The 20,077-nt window shown below is 43.2% G+C and carries 16 protein-coding genes; 6 read left to right on the top strand and 10 right to left on the bottom strand.

Annotated features, from left to right (window positions below):
- Window positions 1–17 precede the first annotated feature (17 nt).
- The 7 genes from hpsB to F8S12_RS09310 all read right to left on the bottom strand — a co-directional run bounded on the left by hpsB (window position 18) and on the right by F8S12_RS09310 (window position 12,590).
- Window positions 18–728, bottom strand: coding sequence for a hormogonium polysaccharide secretion pseudopilin HpsB (gene hpsB, locus F8S12_RS09340; RefSeq protein WP_196516021.1), 711 nt, complete (start codon window positions 726–728; stop codon window positions 18–20).
- 16 nt (window positions 729–744) lie between these two features.
- Window positions 745–5,682 (bottom strand): hormogonium polysaccharide biosynthesis protein HpsA, encoded by a 4,938-nt coding sequence (hpsA, locus tag F8S12_RS09335; protein WP_196516020.1) that lies wholly within the window; start codon window positions 5,680–5,682, stop codon window positions 745–747.
- 583 nt (window positions 5,683–6,265) lie between these two features.
- The gene (locus F8S12_RS09330; protein ID WP_196516019.1) at window positions 6,266–6,634 is read right to left on the bottom strand and encodes an endonuclease domain-containing protein; all 369 of its coding nucleotides are present in this window, start codon (window positions 6,632–6,634) and stop codon (window positions 6,266–6,268) included.
- Window positions 6,635–6,838: 204 nt separating this feature from the next.
- A complete protein-coding gene (metH, locus tag F8S12_RS09325) occupies window positions 6,839–10,372 on the bottom strand; it encodes a methionine synthase (protein WP_196516018.1) in 3,534 nt (1,177 codons plus the stop codon).
- 201 nt (window positions 10,373–10,573) lie between these two features.
- Window positions 10,574–10,828, bottom strand: a complete 255-nt coding sequence (locus tag F8S12_RS09320) for a TIGR03643 family protein (RefSeq protein ID WP_196516087.1) — start codon at window positions 10,826–10,828, stop codon at window positions 10,574–10,576.
- Window positions 10,829–10,986: 158 nt separating this feature from the next.
- On the bottom strand, window positions 10,987–11,337 hold the full coding sequence (locus F8S12_RS09315) for a histidine triad nucleotide-binding protein (RefSeq protein ID WP_196516017.1): 351 nt from the start codon (window positions 11,335–11,337) through the stop codon (window positions 10,987–10,989).
- 191 nt (window positions 11,338–11,528) lie between these two features.
- The gene (locus tag F8S12_RS09310) at window positions 11,529–12,590 is read right to left on the bottom strand and encodes an L-histidine N(alpha)-methyltransferase (protein WP_196516016.1); all 1,062 of its coding nucleotides are present in this window, start codon (window positions 12,588–12,590) and stop codon (window positions 11,529–11,531) included.
- A 312-nt stretch (window positions 12,591–12,902) separates the two neighbouring features.
- Between F8S12_RS09310 and F8S12_RS09305 the strand changes: the two genes are divergently transcribed.
- Together F8S12_RS09305 and F8S12_RS09300 are read left to right on the top strand one after the other, a co-directional pair.
- Window positions 12,903–14,678: an ABC transporter ATP-binding protein gene (locus F8S12_RS09305; protein ID WP_196516015.1), complete on the top strand. Its 1,776-nt coding sequence runs from the start codon at window positions 12,903–12,905 to the stop codon at window positions 14,676–14,678.
- 201 nt (window positions 14,679–14,879) lie between these two features.
- Entirely contained in the window at window positions 14,880–15,059 is a 180-nt protein-coding gene (locus F8S12_RS09300; RefSeq protein ID WP_196516014.1) for a hypothetical protein, read from the top strand.
- A gap of 237 nt (window positions 15,060–15,296) precedes the next feature.
- On the opposite strand, the gene F8S12_RS09295 is transcribed toward F8S12_RS09300, so the two are convergent.
- Together F8S12_RS09295 and F8S12_RS09290 are read right to left on the bottom strand one after the other, a co-directional pair.
- Window positions 15,297–15,596, bottom strand: coding sequence for a LysR substrate-binding domain-containing protein (locus F8S12_RS09295; protein WP_196516013.1), 300 nt, complete (start codon window positions 15,594–15,596; stop codon window positions 15,297–15,299).
- Between the two features lie 12 nt (window positions 15,597–15,608).
- Window positions 15,609–15,836 carry a LysR family transcriptional regulator gene (locus tag F8S12_RS09290; protein WP_196516012.1) on the bottom strand — a complete coding sequence of 76 codons (228 nt, stop codon included), beginning with the start codon at window positions 15,834–15,836 and terminating at the stop codon, window positions 15,609–15,611.
- A 370-nt stretch (window positions 15,837–16,206) separates the two neighbouring features.
- Between F8S12_RS09290 and F8S12_RS09285 the strand changes: the two genes are divergently transcribed.
- Together F8S12_RS09285 and F8S12_RS09280 are read left to right on the top strand one after the other, a co-directional pair.
- Complete coding sequence (locus F8S12_RS09285) at window positions 16,207–16,584, top strand: nuclear transport factor 2 family protein (protein ID WP_196516011.1); 378 nt, start codon at window positions 16,207–16,209, stop codon at window positions 16,582–16,584.
- Between the two features lie 183 nt (window positions 16,585–16,767).
- Complete coding sequence (locus F8S12_RS09280) at window positions 16,768–17,238, top strand: alpha/beta fold hydrolase (protein ID WP_269144790.1); 471 nt, start codon at window positions 16,768–16,770, stop codon at window positions 17,236–17,238.
- A 36-nt stretch (window positions 17,239–17,274) separates the two neighbouring features.
- Here F8S12_RS09280 and F8S12_RS41595 read toward each other — a convergent pair whose 3' ends face one another.
- Window positions 17,275–17,409: a hypothetical protein gene (locus tag F8S12_RS41595; RefSeq protein WP_269144789.1), complete on the bottom strand. Its 135-nt coding sequence runs from the start codon at window positions 17,407–17,409 to the stop codon at window positions 17,275–17,277.
- A gap of 19 nt (window positions 17,410–17,428) precedes the next feature.
- On the opposite strand from F8S12_RS41595, the gene F8S12_RS09275 reads away from it, so the two are divergent.
- Complete coding sequence (locus tag F8S12_RS09275; protein ID WP_196516009.1) at window positions 17,429–18,049, top strand: glutathione S-transferase family protein; 621 nt, start codon at window positions 17,429–17,431, stop codon at window positions 18,047–18,049.
- Between the two features lie 107 nt (window positions 18,050–18,156).
- Window positions 18,157–19,941, top strand: coding sequence for an ABC transporter ATP-binding protein (locus tag F8S12_RS09270; RefSeq protein ID WP_196516008.1), 1,785 nt, complete (start codon window positions 18,157–18,159; stop codon window positions 19,939–19,941).
- The last annotated feature ends 136 nt before the right edge of the window (window positions 19,942–20,077 follow it).

Below are 20,077 nucleotides of genomic sequence, written 5' to 3'. Positions count from 1 at the left end.
AGAAGTCTAATTAAAATTCAAATGCAACCACCGTGGCGCGCGCACAGGTCGCTGTATTTAGGCACAGTGTCGTTAATATCTGTTGTCATTTCCACTAAAGGTGCTTTGCGCTGACCAGCACCTCCGGTAAAAGTAGCTTGTGTCACTTTTTCGTTATTAATACCCGAAGCATTGTTTCTAGAGAGAGTGGTGCTGAGAGCAAAAGCATCAGCTCTGTAAACCCGCACACCTAAAGCATATCCTGCGGCGGAATTGTTGTTATTTGGACGAAAACCCTGAACAATCATATCTGTGACACTGGCACTTAGACACGTACCATCGCCATCAAAATCTATGCAGTATAAAGATGTACCTGTTGGAGGTGTTGGAACTGAGCAGTTAGATTCTACAGGGATTGTAGAGTTTGTACAGGTGAGTGTTCCCGTCGCTGTCGGGGCGCTAGTTGCTGTTAGGGTGGTAGCGGTGGTTGGCCCAGATGGGGCTAAAATTTTCTTAGTCTTTACCGCATCAATGTATGATTTGGCAGCTTGTGTGGCTAATTCTATCCGTCGAGATTGTACACGAGTTGCTACTGACAAGGAAAGAACTGGGGCGATCGCTACTAGCAAAATGCTAACTACAAGTATCGCCACCAAAGATTCAATAATAGTGAAACCTCCTTCCCTGTTTCGTAGGTAAGATACTCCTGCCTTTAACCTTTGTTTGTTAGCTTGTTTTTCTATCATCATGGCAATTTCTCAATTTCTAATCATTTGGTATGGATGGACAATCACCGGGGCGATATTCATTAGGAACTGCATTTGTATAAGTTACTCCCGATGATATTTGACCAGCACAAAGCAATGTTTTCACCCAAGTATCATCCCGTCCAACTTCCCTAAAAAATTCATTCGGGCGGCCTGTTGGGGGCGCAGTAAACCTTTGGGCAAATAGGTCTGGTTGCTCTGACAACAAACCGACATCAAACCCCCACTTTCTATTTGGTGCCGCGTAGAAAGGTAAGACACCACTACCGTTTCGAGTTGGGTAAGTGTCTAATAAGTAGTCAAAAAGGCTGAGATTATAAGTAGCACTAGCAGCAGAGATTGCATTGGATTGTCTGTTTGTGAAAATGGATGCAATTGGCGCGGTGGAAAAGCTACTCCGCTTTAATTGAATAAAGCTACCGCTAATTTTGGCTGTTCTGGTATCCCAGTTTTCCAAAAACCGGACAAAGTTTTGCAAACCTGATGAGATTTCATCTGTTCTACTGGGACTATTTCCTAATACAAAGGTGGCATTGAATATAGTGTTAGTTGCCTGTTGTAGCCAGTTAGCGCTAAAGTCATCCCCTGAAGTTACATTAGTTGCGTCCGTTCTCAAGTTAGGGGGACTACTATTTGCATCATGAATTTGTAAGACTGGTACTAAGAGAGGTTGACCATCTAAATCAGGGACAGTATCGACATCAAGACCATCAATAGGAGGATAATAGAAAAGTGGGTTGTTACTTACGTATGTTGCAGATGACCCTGGATCAGTTGTACTACTAGTTGTTCTAAACCAGAGACCTCGAACGTTAGTGATGGCTTGTCCACTAGTAGGAAATGTACATCCATTATTGTTATATCCAGTACCAGTAGTATCCAGGGTACAGCCTATGCCCATTGGCTTGTAGATACTAGTGCTGCTTTCAATAAGGTTATTGTTGTTATCACGCGCAAAGGCAACCCGACGTGGATAAAGCCGATCTTTATCTAATGCTCCTTCCAGAGCCAGTTTGCTGCTTGTATCGCCAGCCCCAAGTCTATCTCTGATGCTTTTGCTACATGTAGTTGTACCAGTAGTGGTACTACAAGAAGAACCAGTATACCAACTTGATGGAAAAGCGGAAGAGAATGCAGTAGACCAATTTGACAGTGCAGTTGTAGTAGCAGTAGTAGAACCAGCAGCAGCAGCTATGGCTTGACCTAACTGATAGGTTTTGATGTCTCTTTCAACAAGTGGGATATTACTACCGTCTATCGTGTAAGTTCGTGAAGTGGTGCTTAAAACCCCATCTCCATTGATATCAAACCCAACTACCCAATTTTTAGTAAGGTCTGATGAACTGTTATCACACTCTGAAACTACCAACTTACGGCACATTTCCATGACATACAGAGAGGGATCAGAAACAACCCGGCGTTGAATTGGTGTCACTCCATTTGTTAAGTAAGAACCAATAGCTGCTGTTCTAGGATTACCGCCATCTGTCCAATATGAACTAGTAACAAAGTTGTTGTCCCAAAAGCCATTTTTCAGACGTTTTTGTCTTGTGGGGTCTAAGGTAGAGCTATCCACGCTAGCGGGATTAAAGCTAGCCTCAACAGGAATGCCAGTGTTATTATTCAAATCGTAGTCACTGAATCTACGCGCACCCTCTTGAAAACTGCCAGAAAGCAAGGTCATGGAATCAGCAATAATGGTTGCTGGTCTCCAAAAGTCACCTCCAATGGCAGCATTAGGACAACCCGATCTTCCTGGACGACAGGCAAACCTATCTTCACGAGTGCTGCGATTATAGAAGTTGACACTTGATGATTCGATTTCTGTAAATTCCTCAATTTCTGTAGTGCTAGTTGTGTCTGTGCGGTGTAAATTGAAGTTGTCTTTGATATAGGCGGGCAAGTTTGTTACCAAAATTAGACCTTTTTCTCTAGCATTGTAGGTATTAGTACCAGCTCTTGCTAAAGTTCCCCCATTAATCAGGCGGATGCCGTTTGGGCGACGAGTAGTGTCAAGGTTAAAATCAGTTGGACTGAGTAACTCTGATCTAGATATACTACTTACATCAGTTTCAACGAATGACACACTCGCATCGCGCAACGCATCATCTCTAGAGGCGTAAATAATGCCACTGTAAGGCAACAAATAGTCGCTAGTGCCACTAGTAGGAGTGATTACTGTGCTGGCTAGCGAACCTAAGTCAATGTCTGTCACCCGAATCTCTAAGGGTTGACGTTGTTCTATATCTAAGTCGTAGGTAGTTGGTGAGGCTGGTGTACTAATCTGCTTTACTTCCCTAGCATCAAGGAAAGTTGCTTCTCTGATTGCACCGTGAGCAGGCTGGTTAGTAGGGGTAACAAAACCGGCTTCATTATTCAAAATTGAAATGGCACAAAGCGCTGTGTCAATTGCTGAATAATCAGCTAGCTGTAAACCAGTGCTAGGTACTGTAGTACCAGTTCCAATTTTTCCCAGCGCCTCTTGTAAAGGTTTATTAACCCAACGCCCATTAGGGAATTTCAAGTTGGCTTGTCGTTGTAGAAGAGTTTTGTTAGTCGTAAACGAGGTTCTTCCAGGAAAGTTGTAAACAATGCCATTGTTGGATCTACCATTAGCAACATTGCCCCAAGGTAGTGCAAGTGCATTATTTCTTGTGTCTTCGGTTGTAGGATCGTAGTAACTGCTTACACAAGCGATCGGTTCTTGGTCATCGCCATAGTCTACTTTGTAGTGATAAACAGCCGTGGCTCGCATTTGTAGAAAGCCTCTGCGAATAGGATCTCCAGGGGTTGACATCGGCATTGTGTCAGGCCAGACAACTAGAGGATCACCCGTAGTTGGTAAAAATGAACGCACAGTTCGTGCATAAAACGGGCCAGTTGTTGGGTTTTCAGTATTACCAGCGCTATCTACATAAATACCTGCGCCAGTAACAATCCGCACACCACCCACATTGTCTAAATCGTTTATGGGATTTTTTGTAGCATTTTCTTCCCAAAAGCCATTACGGTCAGATAGACCTAAGTCGGCAACTGCTTGTATTTGAGTGTTACGCCATCTTGCTGGTGGTTCAGACTCATATCTAGTCCAGTTAACCGGAGTACCACTGTTCAAAATTGGCTGTTGAGCATCTGAACCAACATATTCATTATCTTTTAACCATAGAGCAGGAAGGTTATTACCTACAAAAACGCGATCGCCCAAATTGGTTTGAACGCCTTCTCGCTTCTGTAAATTTGGCTGTGTGGCTTGTAGCTGAGATGTATTTACAGAGATACTTGTTGCATTAGTGAACTGGTTACTGGCGTTTAGTGGTTCCCTCCAAGTTGCTTGAGGCTGTAAATTTGCACCAATGGCAGTGTATGCGTCTGATACTTCTGCAAAAGGTACTCGACGGGTGCGATTCCGCAGATAAACTTCTATTTCGTCGTAGAGGATATTTTTGGCTGTAGTACCATCATCAGCCGCTTGTACTTTGGCTGCGACGTTGGTTTTTACGTCTGCTGGGTAACCACTAAGATTAACAGCTGCTTTGAGAGCGCTACCACTAACTGCACTATTGCAATCTGAGCATAAAGCGATCGCAGTAGTCTTCATTGCATCAATGCGTTGATTGAATGCTGCATCATCAAATCCGATACTGCCACCGCCAGTAGAGCCAGTAGATTTGTTAGTGTTGTTAATGGCAGCAGTACTGATGTTGTTGCCAAAACCTTGATAAAGGTCAACGTTTACACCTGTACTAGTATTATTTTGAGAAAGGCTACCATTTCCGACATTTCCCCCAACGCTAATTTGCCCGTTTTCTTGATTGTAGAAACAGGATGTTTTGCTGCTAACTTGCCGGAAAGTTATATTACCTCCACTGTCAATAGCCCCTACTAGCAAGTTGCCATTAGTGTGAACCCTTCCGTTCAATAATAAAGTCGTACTACCAACTATCACTTCTAAGTCATTCTCAAAGAAAACGGCGTTATTTGCTAGAGGAACGCGAGTGCGGTCTTGCTGAAACTCTAGTGCTACAACGCTTTTGTTTCCTTTGTATGGTTCAGAATTATTTTGATTATTAATAGGCGTAGTAGTTGTTGGCAGACTATCATAAATCTGTTGAGTAATAGGCACGTTAATGGTATAAACAAAGAAGCTTTTACCCAGATTGCCACTGTTTAACTTATACCAACTGGAGTTGCCCACTAAGCTAGCAAAACCACTGGCACCACCGCACTGCTGGTTTGAGCTACTATCCATTGGTGGTGTTCTAGCATCTATGGGTTTTCTTTCGCGATTAAACTTCCCTGTAATAGAGTCTCTACTGGGTGAGCGAAAGAAGATTCCATAAAGAGTAAAGGTATCTTTTTTGCCGTTATTGTCTGTGTCAACAGCAAATTTCCAAGCACTTTTTAGTGTTTCATCATACTCTATTGGTGTTATTGGTGGTGTGGTAGTTGGATTTTGAATGCCCGCAGTATTGGTAGTGCCATCAGGATTTAAAGGAAGTTCAAAAGCTAGCTTCAGGCGAGTTTCATCACCAAGCCTATACTTATCTTTTTTAATAACATCATATAAGGCACTATCAGAGGGAGTTCCTCGTGGTAGTGTTGGGTCTTCTAGTAGTGCATCTAACTTAGCTCTAGCACGATCAATAGCTGGGGTAGCTGCGTTAAGTACGGCCTCATTTACTCGGACATTACTAGCGTTTTTGGAACGCTCAAAAGACCGAAACAAAATTGCAGTTGTTAACAGCACGACTACCAAAGTTACCATTGCCACCGTTGGTAACACAAACCCAGCATTCGCCGATCCGTGTCTTCTGTTCGTGCCAAAAATAGTCCGCAGTAGCCAGATGATTTGTTTGTTAAGTGTAGATAAAAACTGCTTACTAATTTGTTTTAAGGTTTTTTGAATTACCTTGACTGGCTGACGTTTTCGAGACATAGCTGCTTCCCTGTCAAGTGGTTTATAGCGGATTTTTGATTTTTTATCAAAATTAGTAGGTGTGCCTATAAATTAATTTTGTAGGCAAAAAATGAACCTATATTTGTGTAACTACTGCATCTTGCTTTACTAAATTTTAAAAAAGTAGCCACAACAAAAGACAATTTATTAAAGTTATATCATTTATGAATTGTTCATCTTATCCGGTAAATACTGATTTTTTGAGAATTATTTCAATCAAGTTTGATAAAGAACAAGAGCTAACTTCACGGTAAATTTACGGAAATGTATTTTATTTTAAGGCGAATTTATGAAGATGTTGTTAGCAAAGTAAACCTATAATACCCACTTGTTAAAGGAAAGATATCAGTTGAGTGCAAAATAATCAGAGGTTCGGCTCCGATTTGCCCGGCGACTGGAAGTTGCGGCTACACAGACAAAACCCACCTCCGTGGGTTAACAAGCCCTTCATTTTGTATTAGTCCACGCAGGTGGACAATGCCAGTCTAGTTTTCAAACATCTAGGCTTAATCCTGCTCCCCTCTCCTTAATAAGGAGAGGGGCTGGGGGTGAGGTTCAACTACTATCCCCTTAAATTTCGTATATTCTGAGCAATACTTTCCAGTACCCCAGACAAATTAGCATACACATCATTATTCGTAAATCTAATAAACTTAATTCCTGCTGATTCAATAAATTCTTGTCTTGCCTTATCGGATTCAGCAGCACCTTCTTGAAAATGGCTTTCACCATCAATTTCTATAGCTAACTTTAATTCAGAACTATAAAAATCTATGACAAACTTATCCACACTATATTGTCTGCGAAATTTGCAGTTTTCTAGCTGTCTATCTCTTATTTCATCCCAAATAAGCTTCTCAGCTTTTGTGATATTTTGGCGTAATAGTCGCCTTTTTTCGATTTCACTATTTTTATTATAAAGTTTAGTCATTATTAACTTTGATATTTTTAAACTGGGACAAAAAAACTGATTTATTTCCGATCCCAGTTCCTTCTCCTTGATAATGAGAGGGCTAGGGTGAGATGAAGCGATAACTAACTAAAAATGTTTATCTAGCCTTGTATTGTGAGCAATACAAGAACCTCACCCCGCCCTTCGGGCACCCCTCTCCTTATTAAGGAGAGGGGATATGGGTTAGGCGCTAAAGTATTTTGCTAGTGGGTGGTAAGCAATAATCGCAGTGGTAGACTGTTCTGGATAAAGTTGTTCACTTTCATCCATATATAGGTTAATCCTGTCAGTCTGCAATAACTCTAGCTGCTTGTACTGGTCTTGGATATTCGGGCAAGCTGGATAGCCAAAACTATACCTTGAGCCACGATAACGCTGTGCCAATATATCCCGAATATTATCTGGTTCTTCAGTAACAAAACCTAACTCCCGGCGAATTCTGGCGTGTGTCCACTCAGCTACAGCCTCCGCTACTTGCACTGCCATGCCGTGGAAATACAGATAATCGGTATATTGATTGTTAGCAAACAGCTTTTGGGCGAACTCTGTTGCAATATCCCCTACAGTCACCGCTTGCATTGGGAACACATCAATAATTCCCGACTCCTTCGGTGCAAAGAAATCTGCTATGCACAGTCGTCTCAATGACTTCTGCCTCGGAAACTCAAAACTTGCAACCTGTTGTGATTGATTCTCTGAGTTATATATATGTAGAGAATTCCCCTCAGCTTGACAAGGGAAATACCCGTAAATCACTTGTGGATGTAACAGATTCTCCTCAATAATCCGGTGTTTCCAACTTTCCAAAATTGGGTACACTGTTTTAGCCAAGAAAGCCTGATATTCTTCTTTAGATTGCTCCTTTGGTTTGCGGAATTGCCACTGTCCAGCAATCAAAGCTTGTAAATCCAAGTGCCAGAATATTTCCTCGATGGGAATATCGCTAGGTTGCAACAACTGCGTTCCCCAGAAAAGCGGAATGGGACGTTCAATATCTATCGCTACTGCGTCTGAACGTCTTGTATCCACTTCAGTGCTGAGTGGTGAGTGGTGAGTGCTGAGTGGTGAGTGCTGAGTGGTGAGTGCTGAGTGGTGAGTTATTGGTTCTGAAGTGCTAACTTCATCCAAAAATCCCTGGAAATCTTCCCAGTTACCAGCAGTCTTCGCTGGCATTAATTTATCCATGAAGTGCAAGTCAGAGAAGGCATCTTTGCCATAAACCACTTTACCCTTGTAGGTGTTTTGACAATCTTCATGTACAAATTTGGGAGTCAGCGCCGCACCACCTAAAATCACGGGGACGGTAATTCCTTTTTCGTTGAATATCTCCAAATTCTCTTTCATGAAGGCGGTGGATTTAACCAGCAAACCACTCATGGCAATACAATCAGCTTTGTGCTGTTCATAAGCGTTGATGATGTTTTCTACTGGCTGCTTAATTCCCAGGTTAATCACTTTGTAGCCGTTGTTGGATAAGATAATATCCACCAAGTTTTTACCAATGTCGTGGACATCGCCTTTGACTGTGGCAATGATAAAGGTTCCTTTAGCATTGTTGCCGGATTCTGACTTTTCCATGAACGGTTCGAGATATGCCACCGCTACTTTCATGGTTTCGGCAGATTGCAAGACGAAGGGTAGCTGCATTTGTCCAGAACCGAATAATTCCCCGACAACTTTCATGCCATCTAGCAAAAAGGTGTTGATAATTTCCAAAGGGGGATGTTCTTCTAGGGCTTTTCTCAAGTGTTCTTCTAAGCCAATGCGTTCGCCGTCGATGATATGGCGCTTGAGGCGTTCTGGGATGGGGAGACTTTCATCTAAGGAGCGATCGCGTTTTGTCGTCACTCCGGCAAAGGCTGTGGTAAGCTCTCCCAAGGGATCATAAACGCAAATGCTACCATCAAACTTCCGCTCGTCATAAATCAGTTGGCGGCAGATTTCTTGATGGCGTTGCTCAATCTTGGATAGCGGTAAAATTTTGTTGGCACTGATAATGGCTGCATCCATTCCCGCCGTCGTCGCCTCATGCAAAAACACTGAGTTCAGCACGATTCGCGATGCTGGGTTTAAACCAAAGGAAATATTAGAAACACCCAAAATCACATGACATCCAGGCAATTCTTCACGTATTCGCCGGATGGACTCAATTGTGGCTTTACCGTTTTTTCGGTCTTCTTCAATCCCGGTAGAAATTGGTAAAGCTAGAGTATCAAAGAAGATTTCTGTGGGAGGTATGCCATATTCTACAGCTTGACGGTAAGCGCGCGCGGCGATCGCAAACTTTTTGTCTGCTGTCCGTGCCATCCCATCTTCATCGATAGTACCAATGATTACACCTGCTCCGTAGTTTTTCGCCAATTCCAACACCTTCAAAAAACGGGGTTCCCCGTCTTCGTAGTTGGTGGAGTTCAGCAAGCACTTACCACCGGCAACTTTTAAACCTGCCTCCATCTTTTCCCATTCGGTAGAGTCAAGCATTAAAGGCAATGTCACATTATTGACGATGCGCGAAACTAGTTCATACATATCCCGCACACCATCACGTCCCACATAATCGACGTTGATGTCAAGGATGTGTGCGCCTTCTTTTACCTGAGACTTCGCCATTGAAACGAGTCCATCCCAATCTTCCGCATTCAGCAAATCGCGGCACTTCTTGGAACCACTGGCGTTTAGACGTTCACCGACAATCAAGAAGGAATTATCTTGGTCGTAGGGCTGAGTAGTATAAATTGATGCTGCTGCTGGTTCTAAGCTAGGCTGTCTAACTTTTGGCTTTAGGTCTTTAGCAACTTCTGCCAATTGTTGAATGTGTTCTGGACGTGTCCCACAGCAACCCCCGATCACTTGGACACCCAAATCTTCAACAAAATGCATCAGCGCCATCCGTAATTCCAACGGGGTCAGGCGGTAGTGTGCTTGACCGCCAACGTTCTCAGGTAAACCGGCGTTGGGAATACAGGAAACGATGAAAGGTGAATGTTCTGCCAGATACTTGATATGTGGTTTCATCAAGTCTGGGCCTGTGGCACAGTTCAGACCGAGAATGTCAATTGGATAAGGTGCCAAAATTGTCAGTACAGCGCTGATTTCTGAACCTACCAACATTGTACCCATGCTTTCCATTGTCACAGATACCATCAACGGACGGCGATCGCCTTTTTTAGCAAAGACTTCTTCAATCGCATTCAGCGCCGCTTTAATTTGCAGCACATCTTGGCAAGTTTCCACCAAAAATAAATCGACACCACCATCCCACAGCGCTTCTGCTTGTTCGGCAAAAGTAGCTTTCATGGTGTCAAAGTCAATATGTCCTAAGGTGGGTAGTTTTGTTGTGGGGCCGATGGAACCCGCTACAAACCGGGGTTTTTCTGGCGTAGAAAATTCCGCAGCGACACGCTTCGCCAATTCTGCGGCTGTCTTGGTGAGATAGTAGGCTTGGTCTGCTAAGTCATATTCTGCCAGCACAATGGACGCACTGCCAAAGGTATTTGTTTCAATGACATCGGCACCAGCAGCAAGAAAGTCTCGGTGAACCTTAGCGACAGCTTCGGGTTTCGTGTGGACTAAGTATTCGTTACAACCTTCATATTGTGCGCCGCCGAAGTCTTCAGCAGTGAGGTTTTGGGTTTGAAGGCTGGTTCCCATTGCCCCGTCGAAGACGAGGACTGGACTATCTGGACTACGCAGGCGTTCAAGGAAAGGATGAGTCATATTTGCCTAGAGGAAATAAGGAAATCAAGTGAGTCTTGTGATACTCGCCTTACTTTATTATTTTCCAAAATTATGATATTTTTGTCAGTATTTATTGAAGTAAAAGATGCTACAACGTAGCGATCGCTGACTGTAAATTTAGAGCGATCGCCTCAACTCCCTAGTATCCAAGCTGTATGGAGATGTGTTGTCATCACAATTTTACGTTTTTTGATTGTGCGATTTAAACCTACCTGCAATAAATTCTCGCTTATATAAATGCTTTGTCTTGCGTTTGGTAACTCGCTCTCGCCACATTTGAAAACTGGATTCCTTCATTTGACGCCTCATTAAAGCAATTACCTGTTTCTCAAGCAGCCCAAACTGAGCTTCAATGGCATCAAAAGATGTTCTATCTTCCCATGCCATTTCAATGATGCGATCGATGGTTTCCGGATCGAGGTTAGGTAGCTTCATTCTTTTGCTGGCAATTGGTAAAGAGTCCTGAGTTGAATGACCACACACAATTTCTATACAAAGTTGAGATTTGTAAATAAATATCACATTTATTATTGATTATGACATTGATTTTTTAGTCGTGAATTGCGTATCGAGACGCAATTCATCCGGTTTGATCAACCAGGAGGCCAGTTTAACTGCCGTCCTCCTAAGATATGTATATGTAGGTGATGGACTGTTTGACCACCGTCATCACCAGCATTGATGACAATTCTATAACCATTTTTTAGTCCAGCTTCTTCGGCAAGACGTTTGGCGGTTAACAAAAGATGCCCCAACAAAGCATGATCTTCAGATTCAGCATCAGCTAGTGTGGCAATGGGTTTTTTGGGAATAACGAGGATGTGAACGGGCGCTTGGGGGTGGATGTCTTTGAATGCCAGTGCCAAATTATCCTCATATACAATATCGGCGGGAATTTCCCGACTAATGATTTTGCTGAAAATCGTTTCTGTAGTTTTACTCATGCTAATGTACCTACGGATCTACTAAAGATTTTAAAGGTTTGCTATATAAGCGATCGCTTAGGTAAATTTTACCATTCTGTGTGCTGCTAAATTATTTATACTTAATTTTTCTGCTGGCTCAAAATAGTGCGATCGCATTCTCAAATAAGCTCTCATAAATTTCTAAACTTTCCTATTCAACCATCTATAGGTTAGTTACTGGCTACTTTACAAATCACCATAATATGTGATTTATATTTGTCAGTATTATAGTGAACGAGTTGTAGTCCACATCGTTCTATTTCTTGCATAAGTTTAGGCATTTCATACTTATGATGTCGCCAAATAGTAATCTCTTCACCTTCGGAGATTTCAATATTCTTATCTATTCCCATCCGACTGAAATTTATAGTGTAATGATTACGGAGTTTAATATTAGCAACTATACTATCTGTTTTTAAATCATACTTTCTCAAAAGTTCACAATCTTCATTTTTAATCCCAATCTTATTTTTAACCCATTCATATATTCCTTCTACATGATAATTGCAGCCACCTCTTACTTTTCCATCCCATTCAGAGTTAGAACCTGTTTCGTTAGTGAATACCAAAAAATCATTCTTTCCCATGCTATCTCTAAAGTTTTGGAGTACTTTATCTCTATTTTGATGATTACCAATTGTAACACCTAAGTGGAAAAATATTTTTGCTGTATCATCAATTTCAAGACTGGCTTGATTTTGGAATAAATTTTTGGGTACACAACTGTTTTCTATGTCAATTGTGGAACTGATAAACTCTATTAGTGGAAACCATTTTTTAAAATTTCTTTTGGATAAATTAAGTAATTCTTCGCTAATATCTAAGGCAATATATTTATTAACTCTACCCAATTGATTAAGCCTATGTATAAACTTTTTAACAGGATATGAATTTCCTGCGCCAACGTCTATAATATTGATTTTTTCACCACTTTGAATATTGTCATTCAGGCATTGAAAGTTATTCTTTAAAAGGTCAATTTCTACATTCGATCTTCCATACCATTTAGGAATAAGATATTTTAGATAAAAATCATCCCAGATTTTTGCACCTCTACCTTTATAAAAATACTTTAAAGGTATTTCTCTTCTAAATTCTAAAGCATGAATTATCCCTAAAATTTCTTCTTCAGAAAAAATAGAATAGAACTCAGAACTTGGCTTTGCTGTACGACTAATAGAATTTGGCATATCTAAGGGAAGTTGTGAATTGCTATGAAAAATTTTAGCCATTGTTCTTGTTTTTTGCTTTTCTTAGGTTAGGACTTACGCAAAGCTACACACGGTAAGGGCAATTCATGAATTGCCCCTACCATAAAATAATGGTTTCGACTATTGTTTGCGTAAGTCCTATAGGTATTTAAACGGAGTGGCGACAATGCTTGCCAAAAAGGTATCTTCTCATGCTGCTGTCCCCAAACTAGCAATTTCCACCACAAATACAAGGTTGCTCTTGATCCCAAATTCTCCACCTTCAACTAACACAATTGGTTTTTAGAATCAAAAGTAGGAGATAATTTTACAAAGATACAGGGGTGAATACCATTGGTTCAGCAACCAGAACTCCAGGAAACTTCGTCTATACAGTCAATCCAGCGCGTGCTTAGGAGTTTAAGCACTTACCGATGGACTTCGCTGGGAGCCTTAGCCAGCCTGTTGCTGTTGACGATCGCAAACGCAATTACTCCGCAACTATTTCGGTGGGGAATTGATCAGGGGATCATCCAAAAAAACCTCCAAATTGTGCTTTACAGCGCCGCTTGCATGGTATTGGCTGCGATCGCTCGTGGTTTATTTAACTTTGGCCAAAGCTATTTGGCAGAAGCGGTGTCTCAGGGTGTTGCTTATGACCTGCGAAACAAAATTTTCAGCAAGATTCAAAATCTCAGTTTCAGCTATCATGACCAGGTCCATACTTCCCAACTACTAACCCGTGTCACCAGCGATATTGAGCAGATTCGTACCTTTGTTGGCACTAGCTTAATTCAGGTTATTGGTGGAGTTGTGACATTGGTGAGTATTTCGGTGATTTTGCTGGTGATGAACTGGGAATTAGCACTGATTACGCTGACAGTAGTACCCCTCTCTGGATGGTTGATGGCGCGATTCATCACCCGAAATAACAAACTTTTTCGGCAAGTACAAGAGCAACTGAGCAACCTCAATGCTGTATTGCAAGAGAATTTAATCGGAATCCGGGTAGTGAAAGCCTTTGTGCGGGAGTCAACTGAGAGGTCGCGTTACACAACTCTAAATGATGGCCTAGTCAAGGCAAACATGAAGACCATTAGCGCCATCCATAATACCTTCCCGTTTATCTTTTTGCTGAGTAATTTGGTAACACTGGCAGTTTTTGGCTACGGAGGAGCGCGGGTGATTGGAGATCGGTTCTCCCTTGGTGAACTGGTGGCGTTTAACTCCTACCTAGCGTTGATTCTCCAACCTATTTTGTTGATTGGATTTGCTGCACCTGCGATCGCTCAATCAGCTGCTTCCGCCGAACGAGTCTACGAAGTTGTGGATGCGGAGATAGAAATTCGCGATCGCCCCGGTGCTGTCCCATTTGAAACTTGCGGTGGTAGAATCACCTTTGAAAATGTTTCCTTTCGCTATCCAGGAGCGACCAGCGAAAGTCTCAAAGAAGTTTCCTTTGAAACGAAACCCAACGAACTGATCGCTGTTCTAGGGATGACAGGCTCCGGGAAAAGCACAATTATGAACTTAATTCCCCGCTTTTATGATGTCACAGGGGGAGCGGTTCGCATTGACGGACGAGATGTAAAAGATTTCACGCTCAAAAGCCTCAGATCGCTTATTGGCATTGTATTTCAGGAAACAACCCTCTTCTCTGGCACAATCCGCGAAAATATTGCTTACGCAAAAGCCGATGCAACCTTAAAGCAGGTGATTGAGGTGGCAAAAACCGCACAAATGCACGATTTTATTACCAGTCTGCCTGATGGCTACGAGACGATTGTGGGTGAACGAGGCGTAGGTTTGTCTGGTGGACAAAAACAACGAATTGCGATCGCTCGTACTTTATTGACCGATTACAGCATTCTGATTTTGGACGATAGTACCTCGGCTGTGGATGCCAAAACTGCTGCCCAGATTCAAGCCGAGCTAGATGACTTAATGCACCAAAAAGCTTGTACAACTTTTGTAGTAGCTCAACGCATTAGCACCGTCAAGAATGCCGATCGCATTTTTCTGATAGATAAAGGACGATTGGTAGCACAAGGCACTCATGAGGAATTGATGCAAACGAGTTCGCTCTACGGTGTGATTTTAGAATCTCAGGTAAAGCCGAAGAAGAAATAATAATCCCCAATTAGCGAGTCGATGCAGCAAGGGTGTCAATACTGCGTAGGTTTTGCCTAAAAAAACACTCCGGGGTAGGTTGGGTTGAAGAACGAAACCCAACATTTTGCGCGGTTTGTTGGGTAACGCATTGCCTCAACCCAACCTACGAATATTCTTAACCGAGCAGTATTAGCAAGGGTGTGAGTCGATGCAACAAAGATGCGAGTCGATACAACTAAGGTGCGAGTTGATGCAACTAAAGTGCGAGTTGATGCAACTAAAGTGCGAGTTGATGCAACTAAAGTGCGAGTCGATACAACTAAGGTGCGAGTCGATACAACTAAGGTGCGAGTCAATGTAACTAAGGTGCGAGTCAAAAGACTTGTGTGTACACGGTAGCTTAAAAAGGGGAGAACCGGAATTAAAGTTACCCTTTTTAAGGAGAGCCACTACGTTGGGCAGATCTGCCGACTTGTTACCTAACAGGACTTGCATTTCATTCACTTCCTGCACTACATTAGGGCTGAAGCCTCCTTGATGGCAGAGAACAATCACTTGGTCATACCAGCCACAGCCGCTATCGCCTTGTCCCAAGATAAATGCTTCGTTGGCGAGCGATCGCACTTTTATCTTAGACTATGCCGCTAGAGGATGGGCTTCTGACAGTGCCAAAACCATAGGTCTTTCTAGCACTGCTTCAATCTCTAAATCTTCTGTCTGATGTTGCAGCGGCGGCACTACAAATCCGACTTGAATCTGATTATTGTGAAGTGCCTCAACTTGTTGTTCGGTTGTCATGCCCAGCACAACCAACTCAACATCATGAAAAATTTCACGATAGGTTTTCAATGACACAGGAATCACGTCATAGGCCGAAGATCCTTCAAAGGCAATGACTAACCGACCAACTTCGCCATGACTAGCACGTTGAGTCATTTCAATACTTTGCTAAACTTGTTCTAGAATGCGGCGGGCTTCTTTAACAAACACATTGCCCACCTCGGTCAATTCAACTCGACGTCTGGTGCGAACAAAAAGCTGTACCCCTAATTCTTGCTCAAGCTGGCGAATTTGGCGGGTAAACTGCGGTTGAGCCATGTTGAGCCGTCGCCCTGCTTGACTAAAGCTGAGTTCTTCTGCGATTATCAGGAAATAATGTAACTGCCGAAACTCCATGTTTAAGCTGAGATGATCAATATCTTAAAGGTATCCCTGGACTTCAACATTGATATTAAACAATGAATAATCTATATCTTTAGGGTAGTGGTGTTGCTGAGTTGAATCAATAAAAATAATTACAAAGTTAAATCACAATTGCTTCTAGTGAAAGCTCTATTACAGCCTCAACCTTTGATTTAGATTGCGGAGTCAGTTGCTTTTTTGATTTCAATTATCCTGAAAGGAATTTCTCATGAATAACATTACAACTCAAAACTCCAGTCAATACGCGCAGATGCTTTGAGTAGTCTGTTAGCTGATTACATCAACGGAACCAATATCAGAATCGATGGTAGCAGGATTATCACAGTTTAGGAGATTAACATAAATGAATGCTGATTGGGTACGCAATTATTTCAAAACGGTGGATACGCTAGATGCAGAGGCGATCGCTACTCATTTCACCGATGATGGCAAGTTTCGGTTTAGCAATCAACCTGCGGTAATCGGACGGCAAGCGGTGCGAGATGCTCTGGCTCAGTTTTTTGAAATAATTAAGGAAATGCATCACGAAATTACGGGACTGTGGTTTGGTGAAGACGGCAACTCAGCCGTATGCGAAGCAGATGTTACCTATACTCGCAAGAATGGCACTCAAGTCACCTTACCCTGCGCGAGTATTCTACGTTCACACAATGACCAGATATATGACTTCCGTATCAATATGGACATCTCCCCAGTTTACGCTGACCACGAACCTGAGTAGATGTCTTTCATTGCTAACACAGACCTGAGATGAAATTATGGAGATTACTATACGATGAGTTCCGTCAGTACCATAATTGAACAGCACACGGCCAAGGTTGGAGAGTTAACATTCGCATATCTAAAGGCAGGGTCAGGCGATCCATTAGTGTTATTGCATGGATTTCCGCAACACTCGTAATTTATGTGGCGCAGTATTATGCCAACCCTCGCTGCACATTTCACCGTCATCGCTCTAGATCAGCGCGGCATGGGAGGTTCCTCCATTCCTGCCAGTGGTTATGACAAACGCACGATGGCCGCCGACATTTACCAACTGGTGCATGAGGTGTTGGGCTGCGATCGCATCCACCTCGTTGGCTATGACCAAGGTGCAGGAACTGCTTACGCCTACGCCGCTACTCATCCTGAAGCTGTACGCCGTCTGGTTTTAGCTGAGTTTGTTTTCCCTGGCTTTGGCTATGAGGAATATATTACACCGAAGCGCGGGTGGGACAATGGCTGGCAACTGGTTGCCTTCACGGTTCCCGACCTTTGCGAACGATTCATTGCTGGTCGAGAGCGTGATTTGCTATCGTGGTATTTCCAAATTCACTGCGACAACAGGATATTTGTGCCAATGGTGGCGCAAAGATGTGATGAAAGGCTTGCGTAACGTGACCCTCTAAGTTCCAGGCTGAAAATTTTGGGTTCAAAACTTGAGGTTTCGTGCGATCGCAGCACAGCGATCAAGCGCAACTACGGAATTGGCAGTTGCAGCCTTAGCTTCCTTTAACAACGGCAGCGCCTTGCTGAATGAACTCCGAGCTAACGAGTGATTCACCATTTTTTTTCTCAAGAGGAACATGATGATTAAACTGTTTTATGCTCCAGGGACTTGCGCTCTTGCGCCTCATATTGCTCTAGAGTGGATCGGTGAACCCTACGAGTTGCAGAAAGTCAAGCCAAGCGACCCAGAATATCTCCAGATGAATCCGTTAGGACAAGTTCCAGCGATGATTGATGGCGATGGTAGCGTGATGAATCAAGCGGATGCACTGCTGAAATATCTGGCTCACAAATACCCTAATGCCAAGCTCGGCGATGATGGTACTCTGCAAGATGCTTACGAACTCGATCGCTGGTTGGCATTTCTCACAGGCGATGTTCATCCAGCCTTTTTTCCCTTCTTTGTTCCGCAGCGTTACACAACCGATGGTAGCGAGACAATTCGGCAGACCATCAAGGAAGCATCTTATCGGCTAATTGATCGCGTTTATCAGCATTTAGACAAGCACTTAGATGGTAAAACTCATTTAGTTGGCGATCGTCGCACGATCGCTGACCCTTATGCCTTTGCGATGACGCGCTGGGGCAACTTTTTACCCAAACCGCTGTCCGATTATCCCAACCTCTACCGCTTCTATCAGCAACTTTACCAAGACGCAGGCGTACAAAGGGCGATGGAACAACAGGGCATTGACTAAATGTTTGTTTCGAGAAAGTTTTGTCCTGGGAAAGCAACCTCAACAGTGACCAAAATCGTAAATTATAATAAGGATTTTTAATCCAAAATCTAAAATCCCAAGTTTTTATGAGAGGCACTATTCCGGTTGTTGCATCTGAGCAAAAAGCTAGTCAGCAACTCTCTACCCTGGGGCGCTTTTTGCAATACGTTTTACTCTATCGCAAAGAAATTCCCATTGCTTTGACATTAGTATTTCTTGGTGCCGTAACCCAGGCAATTGGGCCATTCTTCCTCGGTTGGTCGATTGATCACCTAATTGAACAGGAGAATTTGCAGGGACTACTACTGTTATTAGGGCTACTAGCGCTAAACTACGGACTTGGTGTTTTGGCAATCCGGGGTCAAATTATTCGAGTCGGCTGGATTATGCAGCGATTGCTGGCTCAACTGAGGCAAGACATTTTCACTAAAATCCAAAGTCTGCCACTCAGCTTTTTCGATCGCAGCGAAGCGGGCGATTTAATGAGCCGCCTGTTGAATGATGTCAATACCGTGAATCAGGCATTTGGACTGACCATCGCCCAAATGCTCGGCAACACCTTTAGTTTGGTCGGCATCATCATTGCTATGCTCTCAATCAACCTGCAACTTGGTTTGTTGAGCAATCTGGTTGTGCCACTGATGATTTTTACCACAAGCTTGTTTGCACGTTGGGCAAGAGTCAGATTTCGCGTTACCCGACAAACCATTGGACAGCTTTCCGCCAAGTTAGAAGAAGATATTGGCAGCGTCCGAGAAGCACAGGCATTTAATCGTGTACAGATAAACATCGCAGAATTTGACGTTCTCAACGCTGCCAATCGTGATGCCAACGTCGAGGCTGTGGCAATTACTTCTGCCTTTTTACCGTCGATTGATTTTCTCAACACACTAGCAACGGCAGGCGTGTTGGCCTATGGTGGCTATCTCGCGGTAACGGGAGCTGCAACAGTGGGTGTAATAACATCTTTTTTACTTTACGTCCAGCAGTTCTTCCGCCCTATCCAAATTCTCAGCCAGTTTTACACCCAAGCTCAATCTGCATTCGCCGGATTAGAGCGAATCTTTCTATTGCTAGATGAACCGTCAGAACTCAAAGATGCACCCGATGCAACAGAAATGCCGCCTATTCGGGGTGAGGTGACATTTGAGAATGTCAAGTTTGGCTACAACCCAGATCAATTGGTTCTCAAAGAAGTGAATTTGCGCGCCTATCCAGGGCAGATGGTTGCGTTGGTAGGGCCGACCGGTTCGGGGAAAAGTACAATTATTAACTTGATTTTGCGCTTCTACGATGTATCTGGCGGTGCAGTGAAAATTGATGACATTGATGTGCGTAGCGTTACTCAAGCAAGTCTGCGGCGTCAAATTGGCCTCGTCCTGCAAGACAATATTCTGTTCAGTGGCACCGTTGCCGAAAACATTGCCTTTGGCGCTCCTTACGCCACTCAAGCTGATATCGAAGCGGCTGCACAACTGGCAAATGTGCATGAATTTATTACCTCACTGCCACAGGGTTATACTACTCAATTGGGTGAACGGGGCGCTCCCCTAAGCCAAGGACAGCGACAACTGATCAGTATTGCCCGTGCGGTGTTAATCAACCCCCGAATTCTCATTCTCGATGAAGCGACTAGCAGCATTGATACCCGCACAGAAGCGCTAGTACAAATTGCGATCGCCCGCTTACTGCAAGGTCGTACCAGCTTCGTGATTGCTCACCGCCTCAGTACAGTTACCCAGGCAGATCAGGTATTAGTGATTCAGCAAGGACAAATTGTAGAGCAGGGCACTCATACACAACTCATCGATCAGCAAGGTGTCTATGCCAACCTCTATGCCCTCCAACTGGGTGCAGCAAACACAATATAGCGGTTCTCTCTCATTTGCATCAGGACTTACGCAAAAATTACCACTCTAATCAAAGTGGGGTTATTAGCAGCAAAATTATATTTTCAAATGTTGAGGTTTATCGTAAATAAAAGGGTTTAAGACCCCAACCATTACA

This window comes from Nostoc sp. WHI (assembly GCF_015714725.1).
Classification (GTDB): Bacteria; Cyanobacteriota; Cyanobacteriia; order Cyanobacteriales; family Nostocaceae; genus Nostoc.
This window is presented reverse-complemented; position numbering and strand designations above follow the sequence as displayed.